This is a genomic window from Enterococcus larvae, assembly GCF_017830045.1.
Lineage (GTDB): Bacteria > Bacillota > Bacilli > Lactobacillales > Enterococcaceae > Enterococcus_L > Enterococcus_L larvae.
Genome location: NZ_JAEDXU010000012.1, coordinates 76386 through 99526, shown reverse-complemented (window position 1 = coordinate 99526; position 23141 = coordinate 76386). Strand labels below are relative to the sequence as shown.

Sequence of the window (23141 nt, the reverse complement as noted above, 5' to 3'; positions counted from 1 at the left end):
GGACGTATAACGAATGAAAAAGAAACACTTCTTACACTATCTTGTACTGCTCTCTGTTGGGGTATTTCTGACTGGTGTTCCAATGTCCTCTTGGGCAATGGAAGGCGGTCAGGTGGGGCAGCAAGGAGTGATCGAGTTCTATGTAGATAGTACAGAACCTTCTGAGAGCTCAACAACCGAACCTCCGGTCGCTTCTTCGACAGAAGAACCGCCTGTAAGCACAAGCACATCATCATCGACTGTGGTTCAAAAGCCGGCAGGAAAGTATCCCAGTACCGGTGAAGTAGTCCAACGCTCGTTGATGTTGAGCGGAGCGGCAGTGATTGCTCTTGTCTTGTTGTTCTTCGTGATGAAAAAACGAAAAGAAAAGAGGGAGTCATGATGAAAAAAGCCTTTAGGCTGTTATGTACAGCCGGACTTCTGACTGCTTTTCTAGCTGGGACACAGGCATTTGCAGAGAGTGAAAAACTGGAAACAGAAGGCAATATCACCTTTGAACGAAGTCTGGAACCGCCAATCATTGTTGATCCGGAAGAACCTGGAACACCAGTTGATCCGGGAGAAACGCCATCAACCGATGGCTATCTCCGCTTGGACTTTGTACCAAGGCTGGATTTCGGCAGAAACAGGGTATCTGATAAGGATCAGGCGTATGAAGTCAATGCGCAGCTGTTTCACAGCGACACCAATGCACGTGGGAATTATGTGCAGGTAACGGACAGTCGCGCCACAGGCGCAGGTTGGACCTTACAGGTTCGTCAGGAAACGAATTTTACTTCTGTAGAGAATTCTGAAGACATCTTGAAGGGTGCATTCTTATCTTTTGATAAAGCATGGGCAAATTCAACCATGGATCAAAAGTACGCACCCAGCTTTCAACAGGATGTGATCGAATTAGATAAGATCGGGATGACGTATGATATTGCAGCTGCAAAGCAGGGTGCAGGCTACAGGCTACGGTACTTGGATGATCGAGTTCGGTGCTTCAGAAGAAAATACTGCTGGTTTAGCGTCAACTCTGACACCGTTGGTGGATGAGAGCGGCAATGCCGTGATGGATGCGACCTTCAACAAGCAGGTATACAAGAACAGCGCCATCACCTTTTTCGTACCCGGTTCGGTGGAAAAGAAACCTGTACACTATCAAACGGTGCTAACTTGGATTATTGCCGAGTTACCATAAATAAAACACACACACAATACTAGGAGGAAACACACATGAAATTGAAAACATTATGTTCAGCAGCATTAGTAGCAACAGTACTATTCGGATCGGCATCAGCAGCATTCGCTGAAGACGGAGATGCAACAAAATTAACAAGCGAAGGAACAATCAAGTATGTAGAGGATGATACAGTAAATCCTCCAGTCGATCCAGAAAATCCAGAAGAGCCAGTAGACCCAACTACACCAGTTATTCCTAACGAAAACGGCGGACCATTGGCAGTTGATGCGGTAACAAAACTAGATTTCATGACTCAAAAAGCGGTAACAACTGACCAAACATACTTTGCAAAACAAATCGAAGTATTCAAAGAAGGCGTTTCTGATGGTACTCGTGGTAACTACGTACAAGTAACTGACAAGCGTTTGGCTTCAGAGACAACACCACGTACTGCTTGGACATTGTCAGCTAAAATGACACAACAGTTCACATCAGACAGCGTTGTATTAGGTGGAGCAACTTTGACTTATACAAATCCTTACATTGATGGAGCTGGTGCTGACGCTCAAAAACCAGTATTAGGCGCATCTGCAAGTAACTTTACTTTGGACGAAAGCGGAAACTCAGTAAACGTTATGGGTACTGCTGACGGAACAACAGGTTTCGGTACTTGGACAATTGAATTTGGTTCAAGCGCAGGCGTAAACGGAGCAGAAGATACTACAGGTACTCCAAATGGAGCAGACGCTAACCTTATCGAAAACGGATCTATTTCACTATTCGTACCAGGTAACACAGTGAAAACAGCTACTGAATTCACTGGTAAAGTATTATGGACTGTAGCAGCTACACCAATTAGCTAATTTGACTGATGACATAAATCAGTAAGAATAAACTGGGCACTAGTTTTGTCAAAAGAATTAGTGCCCTGTTTTTTTGAGAGGAAGAATAGTTTATGAAAAATAGAATTAACCAATGGATTTTTCTAGTCGTATTACTGGGAATCAGTCTCGTTTTCAGTGTACCTACATATGCGGAAGAAGGAGAGACGGCAACTTCTCAAGCAGCAGAAGGAGCAAGTGGATTTACATATGAAGTGATTTTTCCCGAAAACCAAAGAAGCCAAAATGGTTACTATGATCTTCGGATGACTCCGGGACAGCAGCAGACAGTGGAGATTCTATTGAAGAACCATGGCAAGGAAGAGATAGTAATAAATGTGACCTTGAGTGGTGCACGGACTAATCCCAACGGGGTTGTAGAATATGGGCCGACGAAACTGGAAGCTGATGCCTCGATGAAATATGAATTTACCGATATCGTGAAGGGACCGGAATCGGTAACACTGGCTCCGGGAGCAGAAGAAGCGGTACGATTGGATATTACCATGCCGGAAGCTTCCTTTGACGGTATCATTTTAGGGGGTATCCAGATTCAGCGTCAAGCCGGAGAGACTGAACCAGAAGAAAAACAGGGTATGATGATCGTCAATGAGTATGCTTATATCGTTGGAATGATTTTAAGTGAGACAGATGCAGAAATTGTACCGGAAATGTCCTTTATCAAGGCGTATGCCAGTCAGCCGAATTATCGGAATACGATTGTGATTGATCTGGGAAATATTGTTGCAGCGCCTCTCAAGGGTGTAACGGTGGAAGCTCAAATCATGGGTGAAACCAGCGATACGGTGTTGTATGACGCGAAAAAACTGAACATGAACATGGCGCCGAATACAGTATTGAATTTCCCTGTCAGTATGGGGAGCGATGCTATGGAGGCTGGAAAATACCGTGCACATGTAACTGCTACTTTGGGCGATCAAAAGTGGGAATGGACTGAGCCGTTTGAAATCACCAAGGAACAAGCAGACAAGTTCAATAGAGAAGCCGTCGGCTTGGTGCAGGAACAAGGCCTCGACTGGCAGTTGATTGCCATGATCGTCGGTGGTGTGGTTGCCGTGGTGGTGGTGATCTTCCTGATCATTCACTTTGTGGGCAAAAATAAGAAAAAGAACAGTAAGAAAAATAGAAAAAAGAAAAAGTAACCGAAGCAGACTGGTTTGGTGAGAAAGGAGGAGCAAAATGACAACGTTGGATTTGATTGCAGTAATTGCGTTAGCATCAGCGATCCTCTTTCTCCTATTCACAGTTCTTTTGATCGTGCTACGTGTGCGGCTGGGCAGACAGCTGACAAAGCTGAAGCGTGTTCGGACAAAGAATAAGAAGAAAAGAAAGAGACTTGTTCGTCAGCGACGTGCAGTGGAAAAAAAACGTCGAAAGTATATGATATCTGCACTGGCTTTGTTTATTCTGGGTAGTGCAGGAGTGGGAATCTCCGCTTATACTATCTATTATCAGTCAACGAATCTGAATCAAAAGGAGCAGGAGCAGATTGTCAAGGGATATTACTATCTTAACGATATTGAAGATCAATTGATGCTTGCGGAAAGTGGAACAGGTGGAGAAGAGCTGAGCAGTGATCTGACAACTTTGGCATCCAGAATAGGAGCGTTTGCAGTTGTACGGGCGGATTATCGTTTAGGTAGTGACTACCAACAACTGTTGAATCGATACTATTCTTCCTTGAAGGATTTGGGTATCAACCTGGCTTCTAGAAATCTAACTTTTTATGATAATGTAGAAGAGTTGGCAGATTTCAAGGAAGATGTAGCAAAGGTACGGAGTAACCAGAAAGAAGTATTCAAAGCCTTTTCTGTCAATGAAGATTCATTAAAGGAGCAAAAATAGAGTACCTTATATAGCTGAAACAGGGAGGAGCGAGGACTGCATGACCCAAGCGCAAGCTGAAAAGAAGCGACGAAAGAAGCCGAATATGTCAGGGAAGCAGAAGAATCGAACTCCAAGGAAAAGAAGTAAGGATAGGTTGAACAAACCAGGTAAGGAAAGCAAACGAAATCCAACTGGATCACTGGGGAGACAAAGAAAAAAAACTCTCTCAGGACAGAAAAAGAGACAACCAAATCAAAAGAAGCGTGAAAAAAGACGATCGAAGAAACAAATGATTCAACGATTATTGATTGAGATAGCTGTAGCTGTCGTCACAACAGGCACTCTTATTTGGTTAGCATCTCTCTTTCTCTTTTCCATTGTAAAAGTAGATGGTTATGGTATGTTGCCGACACTTGGCAATAGTGACACAGTCTTTGTGTATCGACAAAGTACCATTCGACGATTTGATTTAGTGGCGATTCGAACACCGAATGGCAAAGGGACTTCTGTTCGACGAGTGGTTGGTTTGCCAGGAGAGGATATCACCTACAAGCAGGATCGACTTTATGTGAATAATGAGGAAAAAGAAGAAGTGTTTATTTCTGAAGCAATCGCGCAAGCAGATGCTTCAAATAGTTACTATACAGAGGATTTCAGTTTGTATAAATTGACAAAGAAGCATCAGATCGATTCAGGAAAATATCTCGTTTTAGGAGATAACCGTCCGTATTCCAGTGACAGCCGTTACTATGGATTGATTGATAAAGAAGATATTATTGGTGTTATTAAAATACGGATTCTTCCCTTTCATCAGATGACAAAATTTTAGAATAGTGAGAATGGCAATGTGATTTTCAGCAAAGCTGCCGAAATAGAAATTGATAGTAGCTGTGTAGAAGAGGCAACTGATTTAAAAGGAAAAAAGTAAGCAAAATCACCTTGAGCTAAGCAATGGATGGAACCACCCAAGTGCTTAGCTCAAGGTGATTTTTTATGATCACAATAAATTCCGATTAACAGCATTCTCATTCTATCATCAGGCAATACTCTTCAACGGCTTCATCACGAATTCTCGTATGAAGGAATTCGGATTTCTGACAATAAACTTTTCGATCACAAGTTGATTTCGTGAATTATAGTGACCAAATACAGACAATTCAAAGGTATTATTTTCTAGAAACATGACCAGATTCGCCAATTCACGCTTGGCAATCAAACAGTTGATGTCCTCTCTTGGTGTGTGGAGAGTTAAGCGTACCAGCATATTGGGAAATGCTGAAACAAGCCTGATTTTATCGGCCATACCTACATAGCTGCATGTTTTCATGATCATTCCTCCTTAGACTTCGCTCCACTTATGGAAGCTTTTCAGTGCAACGTGATGTATTTCTTCATAAAGGACAAGCTTTCCATCAACTAAGATTCCCAGCTCATCGAAGCCCATGATTTTTCCGGTGATATCTTCAAAATAATTATTATCTAAATCTTTCATTTCCAACTGTATGACAATTAGGCTTTGTGTTTCATATGCGGAGGCCAGCACCTGTTGAATGTCCTGCTCAGACATTTTTCTTTTAGCCGGTATCACCTTTTCTTCCTCCTGTTGCTCCTTTTCCATTTCAGCAGTATGTTCAGACAGGTACATGCCCTGCCATTTCATAATTCCTCGATCCACATAATCATGGAAATAGGAATCGCTCCAATCAATTTCTTTTGGCATCGTACTCACTCCTTAATCCATCCATTCCACCTGCATGTCCGCCAATCAAGGAAGCGCGGCTGATGGCTGTTCCGCCTTCCAATAATGAATTTGCATGGACAATAGAGGTAAATCCGTATTTTTTCCTGATAGCATCGATCAAGAGGTCCAATCTGTGTTCGTTGATCGGTGTCTCAGCATCGTTGAACAAATCCAGCTGGATTGCTTCAGTATAAGTCAGTTTTGAGAAAGAAATGCCGACCCGACGCACTTCAACACCTGTCCAGTTTTTTCTGAATATCTCTAAGATATATTCCTTCAACAGCTTCGAGCGGTTGGTGGGCGGAATCTTCATCTGCTGGTTAAAACCCTTATTTCCTTGTTTTCTATACCAACTGGAATAGCCTATGTAAAGAGAGACACATTCTGTCTGTGCGTCATGCTGCCTTAATCTTGCTGCTACCTGATCAGAGAGCTCTTGAAGAACGATTTCTATTTCTTGTTGGAAACGATAATCTCGCGGCAGTATCTGATTATTATTGAAGGACTTTTCCATGGGTTTATATGTATCAGAAAGCTTGCTGCGATCTATTCCCCAAGCATGGGCATGAAGCTGAACGCCAATCACACCTAATTCATCCTTTAATTTTCCTAAATCGCCGTGAGCCAAATCAAAGACGGAATGAATATTCAACTTATCAAGACGCTTAGCTGTTCGTCCATTGATTCCCCACATCTCGGTGATTGGGTTGACCTTCCAAAGCGTTTCAGCTATGTTTTCATACCGCCACTCAGCAATCGAGTTCGCTGTGTGTTTTGCTTGGACATCCAAGGCTACCTTGGCAAGCAAGGGATTATCACCAATGCCAATTGTTACATATAACCCAGTTTCCTCCTTGATCCGCTGCTTGATTTCTTCCGCAAGTCCAAGTGCATCCTTGCCAAATAACGTTTTGCTGTCAGTAATATCAATAAACGTTTCATCAATTGAATAGACGAGGATGTCGCTGCTGGCTGTGTATTGCTTGTAGATCGCATTGATCTTCATATTTTCATCAATATACAATTGCATTCTTGGAGGGACAATCAGTAAATCAGGGTGATCCGGAAGGTCCCACTTACGCATGACATTAGAAAGTCCCAGTCGTTCTTTTGCAGCAGGGGAAGCGGACAGAATCAGCCCGCCGGCATTTTCTGCGTGACTCATGACGACCAGCATCGTATCGATAGGCGATAGCTCACGCTGCACACATTCAACAGAAGCGTAAAAGGATTTAACATCGATACATAAAATATCTCTGCGGGGTTCTTTCGCATAATCGAATTCCATAAGCTGCCTCCTTTTAAAAAATCATTTTCAAATCAATTATACGAACGTTTGTTCGTTTTGTCTAGCGTAAGATAGTTTACCGGGTGCTAAAACTTTTATTTTATTGGATAGAGTGGTGCTGTTTCTTTAACTGAGAAGGAATTTATTCGCTGAATGATAGAAGAAAAAATAAGTATGCTTATAAATACATAAGTAAATCCCTTACGAACGACAGAAGAATATAGTATAATTGAAAGTGATAATCATTATCAATTAAAAAGATTAAATTAACGAAAGGATGAATGCTGTGATCGTTCAATCAGTTACTTTTATTGTAAGAAAAGAAGGCAAAGAGCATTTTGAGAATAAGACCAAGAAGGATGTTGCTTCAATGCTGGAGCGAGAGGCGTGTCTTTCAAGTGAGTGCTGGTATGCAGAAGCAAAGGATAGCTGTGAATTTACGCTGGTTTCCAAGTGGCAGACCAAAAAGGATTTTCAGGAGTGGTTGAAACGTCCTGAGCATTTACAGCAGCATAGAGAGGCTCATAAGAACAAGGATGCGAGTAAGCCAAGTCTCGTTTTAGAAAAGAGTCAGAAGAGTTATATTGTTTTACCGTAAGATAAGAGAAGAATAAAAAGTACACATTTACTGATTCGCTTTTTGAGCAATTTGGCAAATGTGTCTTTTTGTGTTCAATATCCCAAGGTGCTGGCATATTGGACTTTCAGGAAAATTAGATGCTGATTTTATCCCGAAGCATGCCATGCATACCTAAAAAAATAAAAGAGGGGGTAGAATATGCATGTGCAACAAAAAAATATGGAAGTTTAAAAAGTAAGAAAATTCAATATTTTCTTGTGCTTCTTGATAAAACAGCTGGATATCAGCAGTTTTTATAATATACATGACCTTTTGTTTTGTTGTTTTATCTATCATTCAGACTATTTTTAAAGGTTATATATATTTTTACATGTTATTTATTTTGATTTCTTTAGATTGTGGACGGATATTGCTGACTAATTGTACATGCTTAGGAGGGGAGAAACATTAGAAAATTCTTATTTTTCTTTTTTGTGGATTTATATTAATTTTCAAAAGACCAGACTGAAAATTTTTCCAAAAGAATGCATATATGCATTCTTTTTGTATAATGAGAAAATTTCGACATTTGCAAAGGTAAAAACACGATGCGGAAGCGCTTTCAGTTTGTTAGCATTGAGTTGTAAGAAAGAATAGAGGGAGGAAATAACTTATGGAAAAAGCTATCAACGTTTTTTCAGAAATTGGGAGATTGAAGCAAGTCATGCTTCATAGACCAGGAAAAGAATTAGAAAATTTAATGCCGGATCATTTGGAGCGCTTACTTTTTGACGACATTCCATTTTTAGAGCAAGCTAGAAAGGAGCATGACATTTTTGCGGATACACTTCGATCAAATGGTGTTGAAGTTCTATATCTGGAGGACTTAGCAGCAGAATCGTTGACATCACAGGAGATCAAAGAACAGTTTCTGACTGAGTATTTGGATGAAGCGAATATCAGCGGTACAGGAATCAAGGAGGAAATCAGAGCGTATTTCTTATCACTTGATTCAAATCGTGAACTGATCGATCAGTCGATGGCGGGACTTAAGAAGAATGCGTTGTCGTTGAATGGCAGTGCAAAATCACTGACTGATTTAGTAGATGACAATTACCCATTCTTTATTGATCCAATGCCGAACCTTTACTTCACCAGAGATCCATTTGCGACAATCGGAAATAGCGTTTCGTTGAATAAGATGTATTCAGAAACACGTCGTCGGGAAACACTCTATGGCAAATATATTTTCAAGTATCATCCAATGTTCAGAGATAATCCAATCAATCTTCTTTACAATCGTGACGACAGTACAAGAATCGAAGGTGGAGATGAACTGGTATTATCCGATAAAGTACTGGCAGTAGGAATTTCTCAACGGACAGATGTTGCTTCCATTGAAAAGCTGGCACGGAATATTTTTGAAAGCGAGCTGAGCTTCGAGCATGTTTTAGCGTTTGATATCGGCGAGGAAAGAAAGTTCATGCATTTGGACACTGTATTTACAATGGTGGATTACGATAAATTTACGATTCATCCGGAAATTGAAGCAGATTTGACTGTTTATTCTATTTCAAAAGAAAATGGCGAAATCAAAATCTTAGAAGAAAAAGACAGCTTGGAACACATTCTATGCCGCTATCTGAATATTCCATCGGTTATGCTGATTCGTTGTGGTGGAGATGATATTACCGCTGCTGCAAGAGAGCAATGGAATGACGGATCGAATACATTGACGATTGCACCGGGCGAAGTGATTGTATATGACCGAAATGTGATCACGAATAAGAAGATGGAAGAAGCCGGCGTCAAGCTGAACTATATTCCAGGAAGTGAACTGGTACGTGGTCGTGGCGGCCCTCGTTGTATGAGCATGCCGTTTGTCAGAGAAAATATCTAAAAAAATTAGGAGGAAAAAATAATGACATCAATTTTTCAAGGACGTAGCTTACTAGCAGAAAAGGATTTTACAAAAGAAGAGCTGGAATATTTGATTGATTTTTCTATTCATTTAAAAGATTTGAAAAAGCGGAACATCCCTCATAGATATCTTGAAGGAAAAAACATTGCACTATTGTTTGAAAAAACTTCAACACGTACACGTGCTGCATTTACAACAGCATCTGTCGACTTAGGCGCACATCCGGAGTTTCTTGGAGCAAACGATATTCAATTGGGAAAAAAAGAATCTGTTGAGGATACAGCGAAAGTATTAGGCAGTATGTTTGATGGAATCGAATTCCGCGGATTCAGTCAGGAAGTCGTAGAAGACTTGGCTAAATACTCAGGTGTTCCTGTCTGGAATGGTTTGACGGATGAATGGCACCCAACACAAATGATCGCTGACTTCATGACAATCAAAGAAAACTTTAATACTTTGAAAGATATCACACTTGTTTATGTCGGTGATGGCCGTAACAATATGGCGAACAGCTTACTAGTTACCGGAGCAATTCTAGGTGTAAACGTACGAATCTGTGCACCGAAAGAGCTTCATCCGGAACAATCAGTTGTTGATTATGCAAATAAATTTGCTTCAGAATCTGGAAGTAAGCTGATGATCACAGATGATGTTGCCAAAGGTGTGAAGGACGCGAACGTGTTGTATACAGATGTTTGGGTATCAATGGGTGAAGAAGACAAGTTTGAGGAACGTGTAAACTTGCTGAAGGACTATCAAATCAACATGGATATGGTAAAAGCTACAGGAAATGATGCAGGCGATTTGATTGTACTTCATTGCTTACCAGCTTTCCATGATACAAAAACGGACTATGGAAAAATGATCAAAGAAAAATTCGGTATCGATGAAATGGAAATCACGGATGAAGTATTCCGCAGTAAATACGGCAGACAATTTGAAGAAGCTGAAAATCGGATGCATTCGATCAAGGCAATCATGGCAGCTACTTTAGGAAATCTATTCATTCCAAAAGCATAGAAGCAGAGAGGAGCAACTAGATTGACTCAAAAGAAAAAAATAGTCGTTGCTTTAGGAGGCAATGCGATCCTGTCCAATGATGCAAGCGCACAAGCACAGCAGGAAGCACTGGAAATGACCTCCAAGCATTTGGTCAAGTTGATCAGCCCGGAAGTCCAGCTGATCATTTCACACGGGAATGGACCGCAAGTCGGTAATCTGTTGTTGCAGCAACAGGCGTCTGACTCGGAAAAAAATCCCGCAATGCCTTTGGATACCTGTGTCGCAATGACACAAGGGAGCATTGGGTTTTGGCTGCAGAATGCATTGGAAAGAGAACTGAAAAACGCCAACTTAGAAAAAGAAGTAGCAACGATCGTAACGCAGGTGATTGTTGATAAAGAAGACGAAGCGTTCAAAAATCCCAGCAAGCCAATTGGTCCATTCCTTACGCATGAACAAGCTCAAGTCTTGGAAAAAGAAACCGGAGCTGTTTATAAAGAGGATGCCGGCCGAGGCTGGAGAAAAGTCGTTCCAAGTCCGAAGCCAATAGCTATCCAAGAGCAGTATAGCATAAATACGTTGATAAATAATGACATCATCACAATTTGTGCCGGTGGCGGTGGAATTCCAATCGAAAGGCAGTCATCTAGAGGAGTAGAAGCTGTGATCGATAAGGATTTTGCTTCTGAAAAGCTGGCAGAAATGATTGACGCTGATCTATTCATTATCTTGACCGGTGTGGATCAAATTGCGCTGAATTTTGGAAAAGAAAACGAAAAATGGTTGGATAAAATGACTGTTTCTGAAGCAGAACAGTATATGGAAGAGGGGCATTTTGCACCAGGCAGTATGTTGCCGAAGGTCGAGGCGGCTGTTCAATACGTGAAGGCCAGACCGGAGTGTAAGGCGGTTATTACGTCATTAGAGATGTTGGGGAATATTAATAAGGAGAGTGTTGGAACAGAAATCGTCTATTGATTGAATCAATAGGCGAAGGGGGAAAAATAGTATTTGGAGTGATTCATATGGAAAAAAATGCTAAAACTTCTAAGTTATCAATAATAAACGAACATCCTTATTTTTCCAATTTGGATGTGGAAAATCGTGAGCTTTTAGAGGAGAACATGTATTGCCGTTCCTACAAAAAGGGACAGGTTCTCTTTGATACTGGGGATAAGCGGGACAGAATATTTTTCTTGAATAAAGGTCTGATTCGTATCGAACGATTGGATGATACTGCATCGTACAATTTCTTAGAGTTTATTAGTGAAAAGCAGTCGTTTCCGCTATTAGATATGTTTGAATCTGAAAAATACTATTTTTCTGCGGTTGCCATCACAGACATTGAAGTCTGTTATATTTCCTCCGGTATTTTTGAACGAATCGTTCAACTGGATCTGGAGCAACTAAAAATATTCAATACAGATTTGAACCGTCTTGTAAAAAAACAGATGCGAAGAATTCAGTATTGTATTACTTCTAAAGCCAAACAGCGAGTCAAAAATACCTTATCTATTTTGATGGAGGATTTGGGTGAACGGGAGGATGATAAAATTGTCATCCCCCATCCCATCCTCATCAATGATATTTCAAAGTATAGTGGGACGACACGGGAAACAGTTGGCCAGACAATCAAAGAACTGATCAAGAATAAAAAAATAACTTATAAATACAAAGAACTGGTTTTTATTGATATTGATTACTTTAAATTAGGTAAATGAGCTATATGAATACAATTGGATAATCAATCTGTAGAAGGGTTGCTATTGTTTACACAGAGAGAAATAGCTATTTTTCATGCAATGGATTCATATAACTGATTACTAAGGAAAGGAGAAATATGAAGGAGCTCTACTTGAATAGTGAAGAGCGAAAAGTGCCTTTCTATGGGGCTCGTTTATATCGTAGCAGACTATGGTGACTAAAAAAAGTAAAAAAGAAAGAAAATCGATCTCATCATTCAGTATTCTGTTTATCATCCTCATTGTACTGACAATTGTTTCTTGGATATTTTCCGGGCAATCGTTTACGCCTACAATTCCGGCAGGAGGGACAGAGGAAGTCAGTCAGGTAGTTGGAGCTAAAATTTCAGATTTAGTCATGGCTCCCTTTAATGGTTTTCGAGATGCTATTGATATTTGTGTGTTTATTCTGATTCTAGGCGGCTTTTTGAATATCGTGAATCGGACAGGCGCATTGGAGGCAGGTATCCAGCATATTGTAAGGAAGCTGAAGGGGAATGAATTAGTTCTGATTCCTATATTGATGATCTTGTTTTCCATTGGCGGATCAACGTACGGGATGGCAGAGGAAACGATACCGTTTTATTCTCTGCTCGCTGTGACGATGGTCGCCTCGGGCTTTGATACGATCGTCTCAGTAGGAACGGTCATGCTGGGAGCCGGAGCGGGAGTTATCGGCTCAACAGTCAACCCCTTTGCGACAGGAGTAGCGATGGATGCTCTTAGAAGCGTAGGTGTTACACCGAATACTGGTGTGATTTTGGCCATTGGCTTTGTACTATGGCTAGTAACAACAGCCTATTGTATATTCTGTGTGATGGGGTATGCAAAAAAAGTAAAAGCAGATAAAGGATCAACGATTCTTTCTTTGCAGGAACAAAAAGATATGGAGGAGTCCTTTGAAAAAATTGGGGCTCAGGAAATGGAATTCACAGGGAAACATAAAGCGATTCTAAGCGTCTTCGCTTTCTCATTTGCAATCATGGTTATTTCTCTTATTCCATGGGGATCATTTGGAATCAACATATTTGACGGTTGGACGTCATTTCTGACCGGAGAAAGCTTTGGCGATTGGTACTTTGGTGATCTGGCTATGTGGTTCTTCCTGGTCAGCTTGATTATTTCACTGATTCAAGGCTTCTCAGAAAAAGAAATTATCGATACCTTCATTGATGGTGTAAAGGATATTCTATCCGTTGTACTGATCATTGTTGTAGCACGTGGTGCTTCTGTACTTATGCAAGTTACAAGTCTGGATCTGTTCATCTTGGATAAATCAGCAGGACTGCTTCAAGGACTATCACCGGTTCTATTCGTAATTGGAGCATATGCATTGTACCTGTTCCTATCCTTCCTGATTCCTTCTACCTCAGGCTTGGCGTATGTGTCAATCCCTGTTATGGGGGCATTGGCAAATAACATCGGCTTGAATCCGAACGTGATGGTCATGATATTTACAGCCGGCTGTGGACTGGTCAACCTCATCACGCCAACCTCAGGTGTTATCATGGGTGGTTTGGAAATGTCCAAAATCAATTATTCCACTTGGACGAAATTTATGGCGAAGCCGCTAGTCGTCATAGGGCTCAGTAACTTGGCGATCCTTATAGCAGCAATGCTGCTTCTCTAAAAAATCGTTTTGAAGGATTGCTTATTCATATGAATCGTGCGTAAAATCGAGACTTATATTATGTCTCAGGGAAGTAAGTAAAAATAAAAACTGTCTTTTATCTCAAAAGTCATAACGGAGCGGAGCTCGTGGAAACAAACGACCTTTCATCTTATTTTTCTGCGAGTCTTCCGCTTTTAAGATAAAGCAGCTTCGGATGATCGATATACAATGGATTGATTTTTTAGTGAAAAACAAATTGATCGATCGTCTCAGGGAGTGCTGTATCCGTTTCAATTATTAAGGTGAAGCAGGTGAAGTTTGATATGAAAAAAAGTGATCGGCATGACATCATCAAGAGGATCATTGTCGAAAATGAAATCGAAACACAGGATGAATTATTAGACTGTCTCAAACGTGAAGGATTCAGCTTCACACAGGCAACGATTTCAAGAGATATGCGAGAGCTGAATATTGTGAAATCCTACACGAAAGAAGGCAGAAAGAAATTTACATTATTGGCAGTAGACAAAAATGATTCCGGCTTAGAGCAGAGAATCAGAAAAAGTATGAACGATTACACTCAGTCGATCGAAAGGGTCAACTTTATTGTAATCATTCATACTCTTCCAAATGGTGCGGATGTGATCGCAAACTATATGGATGAAAGAAAATTTTCTGAAGTTGTTGCTACTGTTGCAGGCTATGATACCTTGATCATCGTGACGCGTTCAGAAAAAAATGCAGATGAGTTCATTGCTAAATTGAACATGTACCTTGATGAGTGAACAGAATAGACAGCTGAGCTGAAAAGAATGATTTGAGCAAAGACTGTTACTGGTACACCGTGTATAAGGTTTTTTATATAAGAAGAGGCTGAGACAGAAGTGTTTAGCTACAAGCAATAAGCCGGAATTCACGAAAATTGTTTCACAAATTTTTGTTGAATTCCGGCTTATTGTCGTAGGAGCTACTTCTGACTCGCCGTTTATTCGGATTTAGAGTATGGAAAAGAGTGGCAACAGATTATTGTCCCACTCCCTTCTTTTTCTGAAAAATCGGATTGCTGAATCAATTCCTTCTTCCGAAAAAGAATGAAACAACAATAACAACAATAGCTGCGCCTAAAATGGATGGAACAATAGCCATTCCAGCAAGTTTTGGTCCCCAGTAGCCAAATAGCGCTTGTCCAACGGATGAACCGATCAGCCCTGCAATGATATTAAATAGACAGCCCTGTGGTTTGTCTCTATCAGTAACTGAACCGGCAATTGAACCAATCACTGCGCCAACAATCAATGTCCATAACCAACTCATATAAAATTCCTCCTTAACGTTCGTTTCTTCCTTTATAATAACACAAACCATTTTGAGGAAAATCGGGCGGAAGACCTATCTAAAAGCGAGACTTATCGTTATAATTAGGGAAAAAAGGAGGCTGGAAACATGCTTACAAAGGAAGAACAACGAATCAGCAAGACGATTTCCTACGCATTGAGACATAAGCCAGAGGAATTTGAGCTGCTGTTGGATGATGAAGGCTATACAGATTTAGCAGAATTTATTGAAAAGATGAACCGTAAAGCTGAGTTAGGTCTTACGATAGAGCTGGTGCATTCTTTACTTGAACGAAGTGATAAAACTCGCTGGGAAATCACCCAACAAAGAATCCGAGCAGTTTATGGCCATAGTATCGAAAAGAAAGTAGTCAAACAGGCTGTGACACCACCGAAATACCTTTATCATGGAACGGCGCATAGGTTTGTTGAGAGAATTTTGACTGATGGACTGATACCTAAAGAGCGGCAATATGTCCACCTATCACAAGATAAGGAGACGGCCATCATGGTTGGAGAACGAAGAGATACTTCTCCGATAATCTTCAAAGTGAGGGCTCTGGAAGCATCACAATCCGGCGTTGAATTCTATCAGGAGCTGGAGGGAATCTGGCTGAGTCAGGCGATTGCACCTCATTATTTGATAATTGAAGAGTAGGGGCCAGATGTTGTTTAGGTAATAGAACGTAAATCACATGAAAACCGCCGAAATCTTGATGTTTAATAGGATTCCGGTGGTTTATTTTGTTTAGAGATCAGTTAGCTTTTCGGCGGAAGGCGCCTTTTTTAGCGTCAATGAGGTATTCGTCAGAAGAATAGCCAAAATGCCCATAGTGACTATTAAGGCAGCCATTCCGTATTTTCCGATAGCGGGAGAAATCATCAGAGAAAGGGAAGCGAGTATTTTCCCAAGCTGAAAAATGATGCCGTTAAAGGCGACATACGAGCCGCGGCTGGATTCATCAATGATTTCTGCAAGAATCGTCTGTCTAGTAGGTACGTAAAGCAGCTCCCCAAAGGAGAAGATGACGGTTGCTGTAAAAAGGACAAGCAACTGATTCGAAAAGGCAGTAACTGCATACCCCGTACTGAATAAAAGAAATCCGATATACATGATTCGTCGCTGTGCTTGTCCGGTAACCCACTTGGCAATTGGTCCGGTAAATAAAATGATCATGCTGGTATTGACCGCAGTAAGCAGACTCAAGATTCTGACTCCATCAAGACTGAGTTCACCAAGAGCCCCAAGATTGACTGTCAGGTGCTTCAGCTCTTCCGCCAACCGTACAGAAACAAAATTATTTCGCTGGTATTCGACGGTCATAAGAGCAATCCCTCCCAAAGTAAATAACAGGAAACGATGATCATGCATGACTTTTTGATAGCTTTTGAAAACTGCTGTGATTCCTACATTTCCAACAGTTCTTTTTTGCTTGGCCAGAGTTTCAGAGAGCAGACGAACAGTAAGAGCAGTGGTTAATAGAGAAAGCAGAAACAGAGCAATAAGCAGCAGGAAGAGATGGGATTGAAAGAACCAGCCGCCGACCATTACGCCGATCAGGACCGATAAGTTATTTACCCAGTAGCTGATAGAATACATAAAAGCTCGATTTTCCACCGTGCTGACATCGATCAGCATAGCATCTGCTGCAGGGTTGATCATTCCTTGAGCAACGCTGACGACCAGCATCATCAAAAATGTCAGCCAGACCGAATGAAGCATAGGAGAATTTGCCAAAAGCATGCCTAGATAGGCAACTGATTTTAGAGCTTCTCCTGCAATCATCAGTTGGCGTCGCCCGAATAAATCCGTCAAATGCCCGCCGTAAATTCCGGCAATAAACTGGATAATGACATTTACTGTGACTAGAATACCGGCAATTCCACTATTCAGCTCATTTGTAAAATAGACTGCCATAAAAGGAAAAATCATGGAACCAACGACTTTACTGAGAAATTGAATAAGGATTCTTGCTCGAATATTTGGGTGCAGTGTCTTGAACATGGAGTCACTTCCTATCTTTGTTTATAAAAGAGGCTTTGATCAGCTCGGATAATGTGAGTATGAGTAAGCCTTTTTCGTTTGAAATTGTCATAGAAAAAATATTGCACTTCATTGTAGGTTTGTTATGATTATAAAAGAGGCTTTGAAAATTAAAAAGGGATTAAAAAAATTTTTTATGTCCCCTTTTATAAGGAGTTGAAGAAATGGATTTTGTCTATTATCAATTACGGGCGCACTTTTTGAAAAAGGAAGAGAATCGACAGGTCTCGTTTAGACTAACGGAGTTGGAGGAGCTTTGGCTATGTACTATAAAACAATGCAAGCGACGTTTGAAGCAATATCAGGAATGTGGTCGACTCATTTACATTCCGGGAAGAGGTAGAGGAAATTATTCAACATTGATTTTTCAAGAGGATTTCCAAACGGAGGTTCAGTTGATTGTTGAAAAGGCACTTCAGGATAACTCTCTGACAGATGTTATGGAGCTGCTCCAGTTGGAAATTCCTAAGGAATGGTTTGAGGAGGTGTTCAAGGAGATTCAGGGATTATTTGGCGTGCAGCAAAGCTCTGATGATCAGGACATTCTGCGTTATGTTTTGCGTAGACCGATTACATCTCTCGATCCTTTGAAAACAGCGGTTTCTCGAGAAGCCTTTTTGATCCGTCAGTTTGGGGATAGTTTGCTGATTTATGATGAGAGAAGTCATCAACTGAAGTCGGGACTCGCTCATCACTGGAGTGCTTCGAAGGATTATTGCAGCTGGACGTTCTTTTTGAGGAAGGGCGTTCGATTTCATCATGGTCGGACATTGACCAGTGAAGATGTTCGTCACACCTTACTGCGAGGAAAAGATGCTAAATCGGTAGTGGCGTGGCAGCTGCAAAATATCCTTGAGATCAATTGCCCGGATAAATTTACTGTTACGATCAGATTAAGTAAGGGAGAGCCTTTTTTTGGTCACTATGTATCAACTGGAAACTTGGCAATTCTACCGCATGATATCGTTTTTGAAGAACGGAAATGGGTGTCGACCGGACCGTTTCGAATCAAGGAGTTTTCAGATCGAAAGATTGTCCTTGAAGTATTTGAAGAATATTATGGTGAACGCCCGCTGATGGATCGTATCGAATTTTGGGTGATTGAAAGTCGGGAATTACCTGTTACGGTTTCAACACAGGCTAACGTATCTGAAGCGGATGAGTATGTGGAGCGACGTCAAAAAGATGTGGGTGTAGATTTTCTGATATTTAATTTTCAGCGTTTGTCAGTGGTGCAGAAGCCTGAATTCCGTGAAGCACTTTATCATTTATTGGATAGCATACAAATGGCCGCCGAGCTGGAAATTGGAACGCCGGCATCAAGGTTTTATCCGGAAAAATCTTATTTTGAAACGAAGGCAGTAAGTAAAGTAGATGCGCTACTCAAAAAAGCTGGCTACAAGGGAGAAACGCTCATACTTGGAACGTTCAATTCTCTTGAGGCGAGATTGAAAGTACAGTGGTTAAAAGACAGAGCAGCAGAATTTGGTATCATGCTGGAAATAAAAGAGCTGTCCATAGAGGATTCCTTTTATACAAAAGAGTTTGAGGCGCAAACGGACATGATGATGATGGGTGATATCCCTGCAGCAACAGATAGGGAGTTGGCGTTCTTAGATTTTTGCTGTAATCCGAATTTGCTTTGTCAACGTTTCTTTTCCAATGAGATCCTTACAATACTGAATCATAAGGTTGAAAAAATGAAATTCAATGAAGATTATGATCGAAGACAGCAGAAGTATGAGGAAATCGATCAATGGCTGACAGAGAATCATTATTTAGTTTATGTTTCTCATCCTATAAAACGAGAGCTGGTACATTCCACGATCGAGCATCAGGGCGGAGACTCATTCAGCTATTTGAACTTGCGGACAGCATGGGCTGAATAGCTGATTTCCTGCAAGCCGCTTATTTTATAGAGGTGGGGAACATGTCAAAAAATACTGATGATTTCAGAGTTCAATGGAATCTGCCAAACAAAAAACGAGAAAATTGAGTATTCAATTTTCTCGTTTTATCTTGTTTTAAACAATCAAGAAGTAGAAGATCAGCATTCCTATCAATGGTATTACCATGATGATACTGATAACTAAAGGAATCAATGGAATAGCATACCAACCATTTCCAAATTTCTTTTTCCTCTTAACTGTAGCGAGTGCACCAATAGAGAATAGACTTAGAATAAACGTAATGATGCCAGTTAAACCAACAATTAGGATGCCTCCTAAAATAACCAGAAAAGCAATGATGAAAAGCAAGATAAATATTCCCATTAAAACCAACCCCTTTTTTTAGTAACTCTGTCTTTTTATTTTCTTGTCAGTTTGACAACGACCTCGCAGCGAGCGGTTTGCGGAAACATATCGACAGATTGCAGATAGTTGATATTGAAGGTTTTTGCCAGCTGTACGAGATCTCTTGCCAAGGTAGATACATTACAGGAAATGTAAACCATTTTTTTAGGTGGATGCTTTAAGATTGCTTGAAGTAATTTTCCATCTAAACCTGTTCGTGGAGGATCGACAATGATCCCGTCTGGACGGAAACCCTCATCCAGCCATTTCGGCAGCAATTCTTCTGCTGTTCCGACTTCATAGCGGGTATTCGTCACCCCTAAAGCAGCCGCATTCCGACGTGCATCCTCGATTGCTGCGGGTATCGTATCCATTCCACGAACTTCTTTTGCTTGTCTTGCCAGACTAAGACCAATCGTTCCCACACCACAATAGGCATCAACAACAGATTCATTCTGTTTCAAATTCAATGCTTTTCGAGCTTCCTCATATAGACGCTCTGTCTGTTCAGGGTTTAGTTGGAAGAAAGCTCTTGGTGATAAATCAAAGGTGATTTCACTGATCTTTTCTTCGATGCTTTCTTTTCCGGAAAGATGAAGAGTTTGATCTCCCATGACTAGAGAGGTTTTCTTATTTTGAACGTTCTGCATAACAGAAACAACCTCAGGAAGCAGCTGTTCAATGTCCTTAAGGATTGCCTGTTTTTGCGGGAATTTTTGAGATTGGGTAATAAACACAACTTGTACTTCATTTGTTTGGACACCGATACGAACCATTAATGTTCGGAAGATCCCGCTGTTTTTCCGTTCGTCATAAATCGGCAGCTGATATTTATTCAATAGCTCAACCAGTATGTTCGTGACCTTTGTAACTGTCTTATCTTGTACTAAACAATCGTCGATAGGAACCAGCGTATGGGAATCCGGTTGATAAAGACCCGCTTCGACCTTGTCTTGATTCTGCCGCAATTGAAACTGTGCTTTGTTGCGATAATGCCAAGGGTCAGCCATACCGATCGTTTTTCTAAGCTCATAATTTTGATGGTTTGCCGGCTTGAATTTTGTCAATGCTTGCTTCAACAGGTCCTTTTTGTAAACTAGCTGAGCAGGATAGCTCAAATGCTGCAGCTGACAGCCGCCGCAGGTTTCATAGACAGGACAAGGTGGTGTGATCCTGTCAGGAGAAGGTTTCGTGATTTTCAAGAGCTGAGCTTCCATAAATTTAGGATTTACCTTAGTGATTTTTACAGAGACTTGTTCATTGGGAAGAGCATTTTGAACAAACACGATTGTTCGCTTGTAATAGCCCAAACCTTCACCATTGATACCTAAACGTTTTATTTTTAAAGGAATGATTTGTCCGGGTTTTACTTGTTGAGTATTCATGAGACCGTCCTTTTAAAAGATTTTTTTATTTAAAACACTTGATTTTACGTATCTTTACATTGAATCAGTTCTTGTAGTTTCTTTGCTAAAAAGGCTGTAAGAACAAAAATCAGTTTTGTCAGCCAGAGTGGCGCAAATAAACTGTTTTAGAACATTTACAAATTCACTGTTCTTTCTAAAAAATAAGTCAATGTCACGACTTCCTTCATTTTATCATAGATTTTTGGGTTTGGCTCCTTCATAATATGTGATATAGTAGAATGTATGTTCTGATTTAAGAAAGGCGGAAAGAGATGGAAACGATCGTAAAAATAACAAGAGAAAAAATGCAGTTCTATCTTATCTGGCTGTCTTCCGGAGAGAAGCTGCGTGTTTCAGAAGATATTTTAGTAAAATACCGATTATTGAAGGGTCAGGAAGTTTCAGAACAGCTGATTGCAGAAATCAAAAAGGCCGGTTCTTATGACGTTGGATTGCAGATGGCGTTGAATTATCTTAGCTATCAGCTTCGAACAAAAAAAGAAATTCGGGTTTATCTTAAAGAAAAGGAAATCGAAAAGCAGGATCAAGAGAAAATTATCAAGCAGCTTCAGGAGCTGCAGCTGCTTGACGATTATTTATATAGTGAAAGCTACGTCCGCACAATGATGAAAACATCAGATAAAGGACCTGTTCAAATCGGACAGCAGCTGAAGCAAAAAGGGATCGAGGAAGAAGCTGTTCAACAAGGGCTGGCACTATATACATCGGAAGAGCAATTGGCGATTGCATCAAAGGCAGCTGAAAAGGGAATGCGGCGTTACCGAGATAAGAGCTTCAAGGATGCGACACAAAAGACAAAAATGTATCTTATCCAGAGAGGTTTCTCAAAAGACATTGCCGATCAGGCGATGGCTGAGTTGGCCTTTGAAAAGGATGAAGACCAGGAATTGGAGCAGCTAAAAAAGCAAGGTGATAGACTGTGGGCAAGGCATCAAAATCTGGATGCAGGGAAGCGTAAATTAAAAATTAGGCAGTCTTTGTATCAAAAAGGATTTGATTACGATCTTATCTCTCAATTTATCAGTGAAAAGGAATTAGAAGATGACGAAGAATAAATGGGAATCATGGACGCCTGAGAGAACTCAGACGTTTCAGGCAACATTCATTGCTTGGTATGAAAAGGAGAAGCGGAATCTTCCTTGGCGGGTAAATCAAGACCCCTATAGAATCTGGATATCTGAAATCATGCTGCAGCAAACTCGAGTGGACACAGTAATTGATTATTATTATCGATTCATGGATTGGTTTCCGACAATCCAGGATTTAGCAGAAGCACCAGATGAAAAGCTGCTGAAGGCTTGGGAAGGGCTTGGTTACTATTCCAGAGCGAGAAATCTAAAGGTGGCTGCTCAGCAGATCGTGGCTGATTTCGGTGGACAGATGCCTGAGACAATTGAAGAAATCAGAGAACTGAAGGGGATTGGGCCATATACTGCGGGAGCTATTGGGAGTATTGCTTTCGAGCTTCCGGAACCAGCAATCGATGGAAATGTGATGCGAGTGGTCAGCCGCTTATTCGAAATCGCCGATGATATAGCTAAAGCCTCCAGCCGAAAAGTCTTTGATGAAGCAATGCGAGCAATCATTGATAAAGAACGCCCCGGGGATTTCAATCAAGCAATGATGGATTTGGGCTCTGCTGTCTGTACACCAACTTCTCCAAAGTGTGAGGTCTGTCCAATCAGTGCGTATTGCAGTAGTTATGAGCAGGGAACGATGATCAGCTATCCTGTAAAAACGAAAAAGCAGAAGCCGAAGGATGTTTACTATATTGGAACAATCATTGAAGACAATCAGAAGGAATTCTTGCTTGATCAACGTGGAGAGAGCGGTTTATTGGCAAACATGTGGCTGTTTCCCATTCAAGAGGTCAATAAAAAGGAATTCGAACAATTGAAAGCAGAGTGGTCGGGAGAGGAACAGCAATTATCATTGTCCTTAGACCAAGAGCAGGAGTTGCTGGTTGCTGAGGATGGTGCAGGACCTTTAGAAAGCTATGAGCATGTTGTTTGGCAGAAACGGAACCTTGGTGAAGTGACGCATATATTCAGTCATTTGAAATGGCATATTTTAGTCTTTTATGGTCGGAGTACTAGCTTGATGACTCTGAAAGAAAATCAGAGATGGGTGTCAGCCGACCGCTTTGCTGACTTGGTATTTCCAAAGCCTCAGCAAAAGATGGTGGCGCTGTTTGAGAAGGGACAGCAATAAGTGGTTTGAACCGAACTGTAATTTTGTTATTTTAATTATACAACTGACAAAAGTGAATAGCTTGAACCATAA

25 protein-coding genes are annotated in these 23141 nt (G+C 40.9%); 18 read left to right on the top strand and 7 right to left on the bottom strand.

Features of this window, described 5'->3' with window-relative positions:
• The first annotated feature begins 13 nt into the window (after positions 1-13).
• The 7 genes from I6N96_RS17620 (at position 14) to lepB (ending at position 4723) form a co-directional block, all read left to right on the top strand.
• A complete protein-coding gene (locus I6N96_RS17620) occupies positions 14-382 on the top strand; it encodes an LPXTG cell wall anchor domain-containing protein (RefSeq protein WP_209558887.1) in 369 nt (122 codons plus the stop codon).
• The gene (locus I6N96_RS17615) at positions 379-1038 is read left to right on the top strand and encodes a WxL domain-containing protein (protein ID WP_209558886.1); all 660 of its coding nucleotides are present in this window, start codon (positions 379-381) and stop codon (positions 1036-1038) included. The genes I6N96_RS17620 and I6N96_RS17615 overlap by 4 nt, the downstream gene beginning before the upstream one ends.
• On the top strand, positions 968-1183 hold the full coding sequence (locus I6N96_RS20005) for a WxL domain-containing protein (RefSeq protein ID WP_209558885.1): 216 nt from the start codon (positions 968-970) through the stop codon (positions 1181-1183). Before I6N96_RS17615 ends, I6N96_RS20005 begins: the two co-directional genes overlap by 71 nt.
• Before the next feature lie 35 nt (positions 1184-1218).
• The gene (locus I6N96_RS17605) at positions 1219-2028 is read left to right on the top strand and encodes a WxL domain-containing protein (protein ID WP_209558884.1); all 810 of its coding nucleotides are present in this window, start codon (positions 1219-1221) and stop codon (positions 2026-2028) included.
• Between the two features lie 92 nt (positions 2029-2120).
• Positions 2121-3209 carry a WxLIP family cell surface protein gene (locus tag I6N96_RS17600; protein WP_209558883.1) on the top strand — a complete coding sequence of 363 codons (1089 nt, stop codon included), beginning with the start codon at positions 2121-2123 and terminating at the stop codon, positions 3207-3209.
• Between the two features lie 37 nt (positions 3210-3246).
• Positions 3247-3912, top strand: a complete 666-nt coding sequence (locus I6N96_RS17595) for a hypothetical protein (RefSeq protein ID WP_209558882.1) — start codon at positions 3247-3249, stop codon at positions 3910-3912.
• Positions 3913-3952: 40 nt separating this feature from the next.
• Positions 3953-4723, top strand: a complete 771-nt coding sequence (lepB, locus tag I6N96_RS17590) for a signal peptidase I (protein WP_209558881.1) — start codon at positions 3953-3955, stop codon at positions 4721-4723.
• A gap of 207 nt (positions 4724-4930) precedes the next feature.
• Here lepB and I6N96_RS17585 read toward each other — a convergent pair whose 3' ends face one another.
• The 3 genes from I6N96_RS17585 to I6N96_RS17575 are packed head-to-tail and all read right to left on the bottom strand — an operon-like array spanning position 4931 to position 6923.
• Entirely contained in the window at positions 4931-5221 is a 291-nt protein-coding gene (locus tag I6N96_RS17585) for a hypothetical protein (protein ID WP_209558880.1), read from the bottom strand.
• 12 nt (positions 5222-5233) lie between these two features.
• Positions 5234-5614, bottom strand: coding sequence for a hypothetical protein (locus tag I6N96_RS17580; protein WP_209558879.1), 381 nt, complete (start codon positions 5612-5614; stop codon positions 5234-5236).
• A complete protein-coding gene (locus tag I6N96_RS17575; RefSeq protein WP_209558878.1) occupies positions 5598-6923 on the bottom strand; it encodes a Y-family DNA polymerase in 1326 nt (441 codons plus the stop codon). The genes I6N96_RS17580 and I6N96_RS17575 overlap by 17 nt, the downstream gene beginning before the upstream one ends.
• 286 nt (positions 6924-7209) lie before the next feature.
• On the opposite strand from I6N96_RS17575, the gene I6N96_RS17570 reads away from it, so the two are divergent.
• From I6N96_RS17570 to I6N96_RS17540, 7 genes are all read left to right on the top strand, one after another.
• Positions 7210-7521 (top strand): antibiotic biosynthesis monooxygenase family protein, encoded by a 312-nt coding sequence (locus I6N96_RS17570; RefSeq protein WP_209558877.1) that lies wholly within the window; start codon positions 7210-7212, stop codon positions 7519-7521.
• A gap of 634 nt (positions 7522-8155) precedes the next feature.
• Entirely contained in the window at positions 8156-9382 is a 1227-nt protein-coding gene (gene arcA / locus I6N96_RS17565) for an arginine deiminase (RefSeq protein ID WP_209558876.1), read from the top strand.
• A 21-nt stretch (positions 9383-9403) separates the two neighbouring features.
• The gene (argF, locus tag I6N96_RS17560; protein WP_209558875.1) at positions 9404-10423 is read left to right on the top strand and encodes an ornithine carbamoyltransferase; all 1020 of its coding nucleotides are present in this window, start codon (positions 9404-9406) and stop codon (positions 10421-10423) included.
• Between the two features lie 21 nt (positions 10424-10444).
• Entirely contained in the window at positions 10445-11383 is a 939-nt protein-coding gene (gene arcC / locus I6N96_RS17555) for a carbamate kinase (RefSeq protein WP_209558874.1), read from the top strand.
• A 47-nt stretch (positions 11384-11430) separates the two neighbouring features.
• The gene (locus I6N96_RS17550) at positions 11431-12126 is read left to right on the top strand and encodes a Crp/Fnr family transcriptional regulator (RefSeq protein ID WP_209558873.1); all 696 of its coding nucleotides are present in this window, start codon (positions 11431-11433) and stop codon (positions 12124-12126) included.
• A gap of 196 nt (positions 12127-12322) precedes the next feature.
• The gene (locus I6N96_RS17545; RefSeq protein ID WP_209558902.1) at positions 12323-13777 is read left to right on the top strand and encodes a YfcC family protein; all 1455 of its coding nucleotides are present in this window, start codon (positions 12323-12325) and stop codon (positions 13775-13777) included.
• A 305-nt stretch (positions 13778-14082) separates the two neighbouring features.
• Positions 14083-14544, top strand: a complete 462-nt coding sequence (locus I6N96_RS17540) for an arginine repressor (protein WP_209558872.1) — start codon at positions 14083-14085, stop codon at positions 14542-14544.
• 283 nt (positions 14545-14827) lie between these two features.
• Here the strand turns inward: I6N96_RS17540 and I6N96_RS17535 are convergent, their stop codons facing one another.
• Positions 14828-15073, bottom strand: a complete 246-nt coding sequence (locus I6N96_RS17535) for a GlsB/YeaQ/YmgE family stress response membrane protein (RefSeq protein WP_209558871.1) — start codon at positions 15071-15073, stop codon at positions 14828-14830.
• A gap of 129 nt (positions 15074-15202) precedes the next feature.
• Here I6N96_RS17535 and I6N96_RS17530 point away from each other — a divergent pair, with 129 nt between their 5' ends.
• On the top strand, positions 15203-15751 hold the full coding sequence (locus tag I6N96_RS17530; protein WP_209558870.1) for an RNA 2'-phosphotransferase: 549 nt from the start codon (positions 15203-15205) through the stop codon (positions 15749-15751).
• A 90-nt stretch (positions 15752-15841) separates the two neighbouring features.
• Here the strand turns inward: I6N96_RS17530 and I6N96_RS17525 are convergent, their stop codons facing one another.
• Entirely contained in the window at positions 15842-17098 is a 1257-nt protein-coding gene (locus tag I6N96_RS17525) for an MDR family MFS transporter (RefSeq protein WP_209558869.1), read from the bottom strand.
• A 203-nt stretch (positions 17099-17301) separates the two neighbouring features.
• On the opposite strand from I6N96_RS17525, the gene I6N96_RS17520 reads away from it, so the two are divergent.
• Positions 17302-19026, top strand: coding sequence for an ABC transporter substrate-binding protein (locus I6N96_RS17520; RefSeq protein ID WP_209558868.1), 1725 nt, complete (start codon positions 17302-17304; stop codon positions 19024-19026).
• Between the two features lie 135 nt (positions 19027-19161).
• On the opposite strand, the gene I6N96_RS17515 is transcribed toward I6N96_RS17520, so the two are convergent.
• Positions 19162-19410, bottom strand: coding sequence for a hypothetical protein (locus tag I6N96_RS17515; protein WP_209558867.1), 249 nt, complete (start codon positions 19408-19410; stop codon positions 19162-19164).
• 35 nt (positions 19411-19445) lie between these two features.
• Complete coding sequence (gene rlmD, locus I6N96_RS17510; RefSeq protein WP_209558866.1) at positions 19446-20816, bottom strand: 23S rRNA (uracil(1939)-C(5))-methyltransferase RlmD; 1371 nt, start codon at positions 20814-20816, stop codon at positions 19446-19448.
• 293 nt (positions 20817-21109) lie between these two features.
• Here rlmD and recX point away from each other — a divergent pair, with 293 nt between their 5' ends.
• Both recX and mutY read left to right on the top strand, forming a co-directional pair.
• Complete coding sequence (recX, locus tag I6N96_RS17505) at positions 21110-21913, top strand: recombination regulator RecX (RefSeq protein ID WP_209558865.1); 804 nt, start codon at positions 21110-21112, stop codon at positions 21911-21913.
• On the top strand, positions 21900-23069 hold the full coding sequence (mutY, locus tag I6N96_RS17500; protein ID WP_209558864.1) for an A/G-specific adenine glycosylase: 1170 nt from the start codon (positions 21900-21902) through the stop codon (positions 23067-23069). Before recX ends, mutY begins: the two co-directional genes overlap by 14 nt.
• The last annotated feature ends 72 nt before the right edge of the window (positions 23070-23141 follow it).